Source organism: Streptomyces sp. NPDC054783 (assembly GCF_053611725.1).
The window spans coordinates 170,835-178,083 of the sequence record NZ_JBSHAY010000018.1; the positions used below are offsets into that span (position 1 = coordinate 170,835).

3 protein-coding genes are annotated in these 7,249 nt (G+C 68.0%); 1 reads left to right on the forward strand and 2 read right to left on the reverse strand.

From position 1 onward, the window contains the following. Positions 1-72 precede the first annotated feature (72 nt). Positions 73-672, reverse strand: coding sequence for a response regulator (locus ACWGJ5_RS28610; RefSeq protein ID WP_453312526.1), 600 nt, complete (start codon positions 670-672; stop codon positions 73-75). Then, entirely contained in the window at positions 669-4,829 is a 4,161-nt protein-coding gene (locus ACWGJ5_RS28615) for a HAMP domain-containing protein (protein ID WP_453312538.1), read from the reverse strand. The genes ACWGJ5_RS28610 and ACWGJ5_RS28615 overlap by 4 nt, the downstream gene beginning before the upstream one ends. 275 nt (positions 4,830-5,104) lie before the next feature. On the opposite strand from ACWGJ5_RS28615, the gene ACWGJ5_RS28620 reads away from it, so the two are divergent. Next, entirely contained in the window at positions 5,105-6,916 is a 1,812-nt protein-coding gene (locus ACWGJ5_RS28620) for a SpoIIE family protein phosphatase (protein ID WP_453312527.1), read from the forward strand. The last annotated feature ends 333 nt before the right edge of the window (positions 6,917-7,249 follow it).

Here is a 7,249-nt window from a genome sequence, read left to right on the forward strand (position 1 = left end):
TTACGGGTTCTGCGGGACGGGTTCCTGCTGCGCAGCGAGGCACAGCTCGTCCCGGGCCGGCCCCAGCCCCAGTCACCGGCCCTGCAGGCTTCGGACGGCGCGCTCGATCTCGGCAACCCGGACGGCGAGCCCGGCGGCGTCGGCGTCCGCGCAGCGACGCAGCAGCACTTCGGTTCTGTTGAGCAGCTCAGCGGCCTGCCCGAGGCGGTCTTCGGACGGTGCCGAGTCGGTCCACAGCCGCCGCAGTTCCCCTGCCTGCTGGGCGAGACGGCGGTTCTTGCGGTGGAGTTCCAGGAAGACATCGACCTTCGTGCGCAACACCCAGGGGTCGATGGGTTTGGTCAGGAAGTCGGCGACGCCGATCGCGTATCCCCGGTAGGCGAAGTCGGAGTCGGCATCGGTTCCCGTCAGCAGGATGATGGGGACGTCCTTGGTCTGGTCGAGGCGCTTGATGTTCGCTGCGGTCTCAAAGCCGTCCATGCCTGGCATCAGGACATCGAGCAGGACGACGGCGAAGTTCTGCCGCAGCATCGCCTTCAACGCTTCTTCGCCGGAGCGGGCCCGCGTGATCTGCTGGTCGAGCGGGCCCAGGACGGCCTCCAGCGCGACCAGGTTCTCCTCCATGTCGTCGACGATCAGGATGCCGCCTTTGTCGGACGCGCCGGAGCTCATGCCGTCCCCTGTTCCGATGAGCCTGTGCCCTTGCCTCCTGATGAGCCTGTGTCCTCGCCATTGCCGGCGGTGTCTGCACTCCCGCCGTCCGTCTCCGTCCCTTCCTCGGTGGTGTCCGCCCGGCCGGCCGGATCGAGCAGGCCGCAGATGGAGGACAGCAGATCGTCGACGTCCACGGGCTTGGGTACGTAGTCGTCGGCACCGCTGTCCAGCGCCTTCTCGCGGTCGCCCGGCATGGCCTTGGCGGTCAGCGCGATGATGGGGAGTGAGGCGAGGCGTGGTGTGTTCCTGATGGCCCGGATGGTCTCGTAGCCGTCCATCTCCGGCATCATCACGTCCATCAGGACCAGCGACACGTCAGGGTTGCTTTGCAGGGTCTCCAGGCCTTCCCGGCCGTTCTCCGCGTACTTGACCGTCATGCCGACGCGGCCCAGCACATGGGTGAGCGCGAAGACGTTACGGATGTCGTCGTCGACGATGAGGATGCAGCGCCCGGCCAGCACGCGGCGGGCCCGTCCGGACTGCCAGTCGTCCAGCCGCGTGAGCTGCGGCCAGCCGTCGTCGTGGCCCTCGGGGCTGTGCCGGCGTGCGGCTCTGACAAGGTCCTCCCTGCCGCCGAACACGCTGCTCTGCGCGTCATCGGTGGAGTCCGGCAGGGCCCCGTCCGGCATGGGGGGTGCGGTCGGTACGACGGCTTCGGCGGCCTGGAGGCCGGAAGGGGCGGGCACGGGGGCGACACCCTTGTAGCGCAAGGGAAGGTAGAGGGTGAAGCATGACCCGACGCCGACTTCGCTCTCGGCTACGATCCGGCCGCCGAGCATTCCGGCGATCTCCCGGCTGATGGACAGGCCGAGCCCGGTGCCGCCGTACTTGCGGCTGGTGGTGCCGTCGGACTGCTGGAACGCCTCGAAAATCACGGACAGTTTCTCCGGGGGTATGCCTATCCCGGTGTCCGTCACGGAGAACGCGATGACGGCGTGCGCCTCGCGCAGCGTCTCCTCGGTGAACTCCACTCCTGACGCCTGCTCGACCTTCAGCTTGACACCGCCCGACGAGGTGAACTTGAGAGCGTTGGAGAGCAGATTTCGCAGGATCTGCTGGACGCGCTGCTCGTCGGAGAACAGTTCGCGCGACACGTCCTCGTCGATGGCTATCTCGAAGGACAGACCGCGGTCGATGGCGAGCGGCCGGAAGGTCGCATCGACATAGTCGAGCAGCTTCATCATCGGCAACGTCCGCGGCCGTACGTCCATCCGGCCCGCCTCGATCTTCGACAGGTCGAGGATGTCGTTGATCAGCTGGAGCAGGTCGGATCCGGAACGGTGGATGGTGGTGGCGAAGTGCACCTCCTGGGCGGACAGCCGGTTGTCGGGGTTGTCGGCGAGCAGCCGGGCCAGGATGAGCAGCGAGTTGAGGGGCGTGCGCAGCTCGTGCGACATGTTGGCCAGGAATTCCGACTTGTACTGCGAAGCCGTCGCCAGCAGGGCGGCCTTTTCCTCCAGCGCCGCGTTGGAACGCTGGAGTTCGTTCGAACGCTGGCGCAACTCGGTAGTGAGCCGCTGGGATTCGGAGAGCAGCGACTCGGTACGTGCGTTGGCGATGATGGTGTTGATGGAGACACCGATGGTGTTGACGAACTGGTCGATGAAGGCGAGGTGAACCTCGCTGAACCCACTGAACGACGCCAACTCAATGACTCCGAGTACCTGGTCCTCATAGAGGATCGGCAGGATGACGACGCTTGCCGGAGGGGCGGCACCCAGCCCGGAGTTGATGGTGATGTAGTCCCGCGGGACGTCGTTGATGAGGATGCGTTTCTGTTCCAGGGCCGCCTGGGCTATCAGGCCGCGGCCGCAGGTCCCCGACCCCGGCAGCGGCTGGCCGTCCTCCGGGGCGGTGCCGTATCCGGCGATGAGTTTGAGGCCTTCTCCCGGCCGGGCGCCGGGAGCGGCGAGGAAGAAGGCGCCGAACTGCGCGTTGACCAGCGGAGTGAGCTCGCGCAGGATCAGATCTGCGACCTCGACCAGGTCACGGTGACCCTGCATGAGGGAGGCGATGCGCGCCAGGTTGGACTCCAGCCAGTCCTTCGCGCGCGTGGTCTCCCGCAGGTTGGTCACCATGAAGTTGACGTTGTTCTTCAGCTCGGCGACCTCGCCCTGTGCCTCGACCGAGACCGAACCGGTCAGGTCACCCTGGGCAACGGCGGACGCCACCTCGGCGATGGCCCGCACCTGCGTGGTCAGGTTCAGGGCGAGTTCGTTGACGCTGGTGGTCAGCCGCTTCCACGTGCCGTACACCCCCTCGACCCGTGCCTGGCCGCCCAGTTGCCCCTCGCTGCCGACCTCGCGGGCGACGCGGGTCACCTCGGAGGAGAACGAGGAGAGGGTGTCTACCATCGTGTTGATGGTGGTCTTCAGCTCCAGGATCTCGCCCCGGGCGTCCACGTCGATCTTCTTCGACAGATCGCCCTGGGCGACGGCGGTGGCGACCTGGGCGATGTTGCGCACCTGAGACGTCAGGTTGTATGCCATGAAGTTGACGTTCTCCGTCAGGTCCTTCCATACCCCCGACACACCCGGCACCTGAGCCCGGCCGCCCAGCTGTCCCTCGGTGCCGACCTCGCGCGCCACCCGCGTGACCTCGTCGGCGAACGCCCGTAGCTGCTCGACCATGGTGTTGACGGTGTCCTTCAGCTGCAGGATCTCGCCGCGGGCGTCCACCGTGATCTTCTTCGACAGATCGCCGTCGGCCACCGCGGTGGTGACCTGGGCGATGTTGCGCACCTGCGAGGTCAGGTTCAGGGCCATGAAGTTGACGTTCTCCGTCAGGTCCTTCCACACCCCCGACACCCCGCGGACCTGCGCCTGGCCGCCCAGGTTCCCTTCGGTGCCGACCTCACGGGCCACCCGGGTCACCTCGCCCGCGAACTCCGACAGCCGGTCCACCATCGTGTTGATCGTCGACTTCAGCTCCAGGATCTCGCCCTTGGCCTCGACGTCGATCTTCTTCGACAGATCACCCTGGGCGACGGCGGTGGCGACCTGGGCGATGTTGCGCACCTGCGAGGTCAGGTTGTCCGCCATGAAGTTGACGTTGTCCGTCAGGTCCTTCCACACCCCGGACACCCCGCGGACGTGTGCCCGGCCGCCCAGCTCACCCTCGGTGCCGACCTCACGGGCCACCCGCGTGACCTCGTCGGCGAACGCGGACAGTTGGTCGACCATCGTGTTCACGGTGCTCTTCAGCTGGAGGATCTCGCCGCGGGCGTCCACCGTGATCTTCTGCGAGAGGTCGCCGTTGGCCACTGCCGTGGTGACCTGGGCGATGTTGCGCACCTGCGAGGTCAGATTGGACGCCATGAAGTTGACATTGTCCGTCAGGTCCTTCCACACCCCGGACACCCCGCGGACCTGCGCCCGGCCGCCCAGCTCACCCTCGGTGCCGACCTCACGGGCCACCCGCGTGACCTCGTCGGCGAACGCCCGGAGCTGGTCGACCATCGTGTTCACGGTCAGCTTCAGCTCCAGCAGCTCGCCCGTGGCCTCGACCGTCACCTGCTGGGTGAGGTCCCCGCGGGCGACCGCAGTGGTCACCACGGCAATGTCCCGCACCTGAGCCGTGAGCCGTGACGCCATGGTGTTGACGGCCTCGGTCACATCGCGCCAGTCACCGGACAGCCCCTGCACCTTCGCCCGGCCGCCGAGGCGGCCCTCGGTGCCGACCTCACGGGCGATCCTGGTCAGCTCTCCGGTGAACAACGACAGCTGGTCCACGGTGCGGTTCACACCGCTGCCCATGCGGCGCAGGTCACCGCGCAGCTCACGGCTGCCGTCATGCAGGTCGACGCGCTGTGTCAGATCGCCGGCAGCGATCGCGTCCAACACCCGTGTGGCGTTCGAGACCGGGCCTGCCAACGCGTCCACCAGCTGGTTCGCCGCATCCACACTCGTCGTCCACGCCCCCTGGCCGGGACTCGCCGCGAGCCGCTCGTCCAGCCTTCCGTGACGCAGTACCTCGCGCCGTACCCGCTGCAATTCTGTGGACAGGTGAGCATCCCGGGTCACGAGCTGATTGAAGACCCCGGCCATTTCGCCGACCAGACCCTCGCCGGCGATATTCGCACGTACGGTGAAATCACCGTCACACAACGCATGCATCGACGCCAGCAGGGAGCGCAGGCCGGCCGCACTCACTTTCTCCTCGCCCGCCGGGGCATCGGGCTGAAGTGCAGATTCGCCGGAGCACCGGGCCGCGGGGTCGGACGCTCTCTCCACGCCCTCCGCAAGGGCGGAATCAGCTCGAATCGGATCAGAAGTCATCTAATCATCTCTTATGTGATCACTGCTGAAACTCAAGCCTGTCATAATATTGCATGTAAGTGGCCGAATTGCCCAAATCCTGAGAAATTGTCCCTGTGGTAGCGCCGTCACCAGTGCCGGAGAAGCGGAACGAGTCCGTCTCGCGCATCACGCTGCCCGGGAGCGTGCACGCTCCCGCCGCGGCGCGCGATTTCATCCGCGCAGCGCTTTCCACGCCCGCCGCAACGGCGGTCATCGGGCCCCGTACCGCGGGTGACCGGCTCGCCGAGGACGCCGTGCTCCTGGTGAACGAGCTGGTCACCAATGCCTTCTTGCACGCCGGCACGCCCGTGGAGGTCACGTGCCGCATTGAGACCGACGATCCGGGTGTCGTCATCGAGGTGGCGGACCACCATCCGGCCAGCGCGGTGTACAGCGTGCCGGACACACCGCGCCGCGGCCGGGGACTCCAGTTGATCGGCATGCTGGCCGAGTCCTGGGGGGTGACGTACCAGCGCACCCGCAAGATCGTCTGGCTGCGGCTGAACGCCACCACGTACCGGGACGAGCGGGACGCCGTCCCCGTCGGCACCCTGGGCGGCGAGCTGCGCCTTGCCGAGGCCCTCGCCCCGGCCCGGTCGCGGGAGCGCCGCCCCCGGACCACCGCCGAGTGGGTCGACCACGGTGGCGCCTCCTTCCTCGCGGAAGCCAGTGAGCTCCTGGCCGGGCAGCTCGACGAGCACATGGTCGCCGCACTCGCGGGCCAGCTGCTGGTGCCCCGGCTCGCCGACTGGTGCGCCGTGTGGCTCAGAACCGACAGCGGCAGGTTGCGGCTGTCCCGTGTGTGGCACACCGACGAGCGCCGGATCGACGCGCTGCGCGTCGCACTGGAGAGCCGTCCTCCGCCGGCCGGACCCGACCGCGCCGGCACCCCCTGGCCCGGCCCGTCGGCTGTCGAAACGGCCGCCTGCTCGACGCTGGCCTTCCCACTCATCACCCATGGTCACGACCACGGAGTGCTGCTGCTCGGCCGTACGGACGCGGCGCGGCCGACCGAGAGCGTGGTGTGGCTCCTGGAGGACATGGCACGACGAGTGGCCCAGGCCGTGGCCACGGCCCGGCAGTACACCCGGCAGGCGTCCATCAGCCTTGCACTCCAGCGACGACAGTTGCCACCGTCCCTGGCCCGGATACCCTGCGTCGACACCGCTATCGTCTACGAGCCGCACGGCGAGGGTCTGACCGTGGGCGGTGACTTCTACGATCTGTTCCCGATGGGTGAGAGGCGCTGGTGCTTCCTGCTCGGCGATGTGTGCGGCAGCGACCCGGAGGCCATGTCCATCACCGGCCTGGCCCGCCATCTGGTCCGGCTGCTGGCCCGCGAGGGCCACGGTGTGGAGTCGGTGCTCACCCGGCTCAACGAGGCGCTGGTGGAGGAGGATGCCGAGGCGGCGGCGGTTGGTGGCGAGCAGGCGATGCCGCGCTTCCTGAGCCTGCTGTACGGAGAGTTGGAACCCTGGTCGGCCACCGGCGGAGCGCGCTGCAGGCTGGCGAGCGCCGGTCACCCTCCACCGCTTCGGCTGACCACCGACGGTTCCGTGGTTCCGGCGGCTTCCCCCCAGATCCTGCTGGGTATAGACCAGGACCACAAGTTCCACGCGGACACCTTCGCCCTCGCACCCGGTGAGACACTGCTGTGTGTCACCGATGGCGTGACCGAACGACGCTGCGGCAAGCGGCTGTTGGACGACGACGACGGCCTGGCCGGCATCCTGCACGAGTGTCTTGGCCTGGGCGCCCAGGCCGTAGCCGAACGGATCAGGCGGGCGACCCACGACTTCAGCACCGAGCCGATGGAGGACGACGTAGCCATCCTCGTGCTCGAGGCGGTGCCGATCGCCGGGACGGATCCTCTGCACGCTCGTTGCCCGGCCGCCCCACCCTGACGGGGCGACGTCCCGTGCCGCGCCGTACACACGCACGGCCGCTACACAGAGGCCTTCTCTCCGCTTCCGCGTCTCGAGGGCTTCTGTACCCCGCAGTTGGCCGCCCCGAAGGAGCCGGTCCCCTCCGCTCCGGCCCGCCGCACCGTGCCCAGCCCCCCTGGCCCACTCCAACAATTCGCTGTATCCGGCCGCGGTGGCCGGGAACACCTCGATGCCGGACACTTCCCCTACAGGGAGAATCGCACAGGCAGTGGATCACCCTGTCGCGCTCTCCGGGTACCGTCGGGGTATGAGTCATCCGCACCCCGAGCTGAAAGCCGCCCCGCCCCTTCC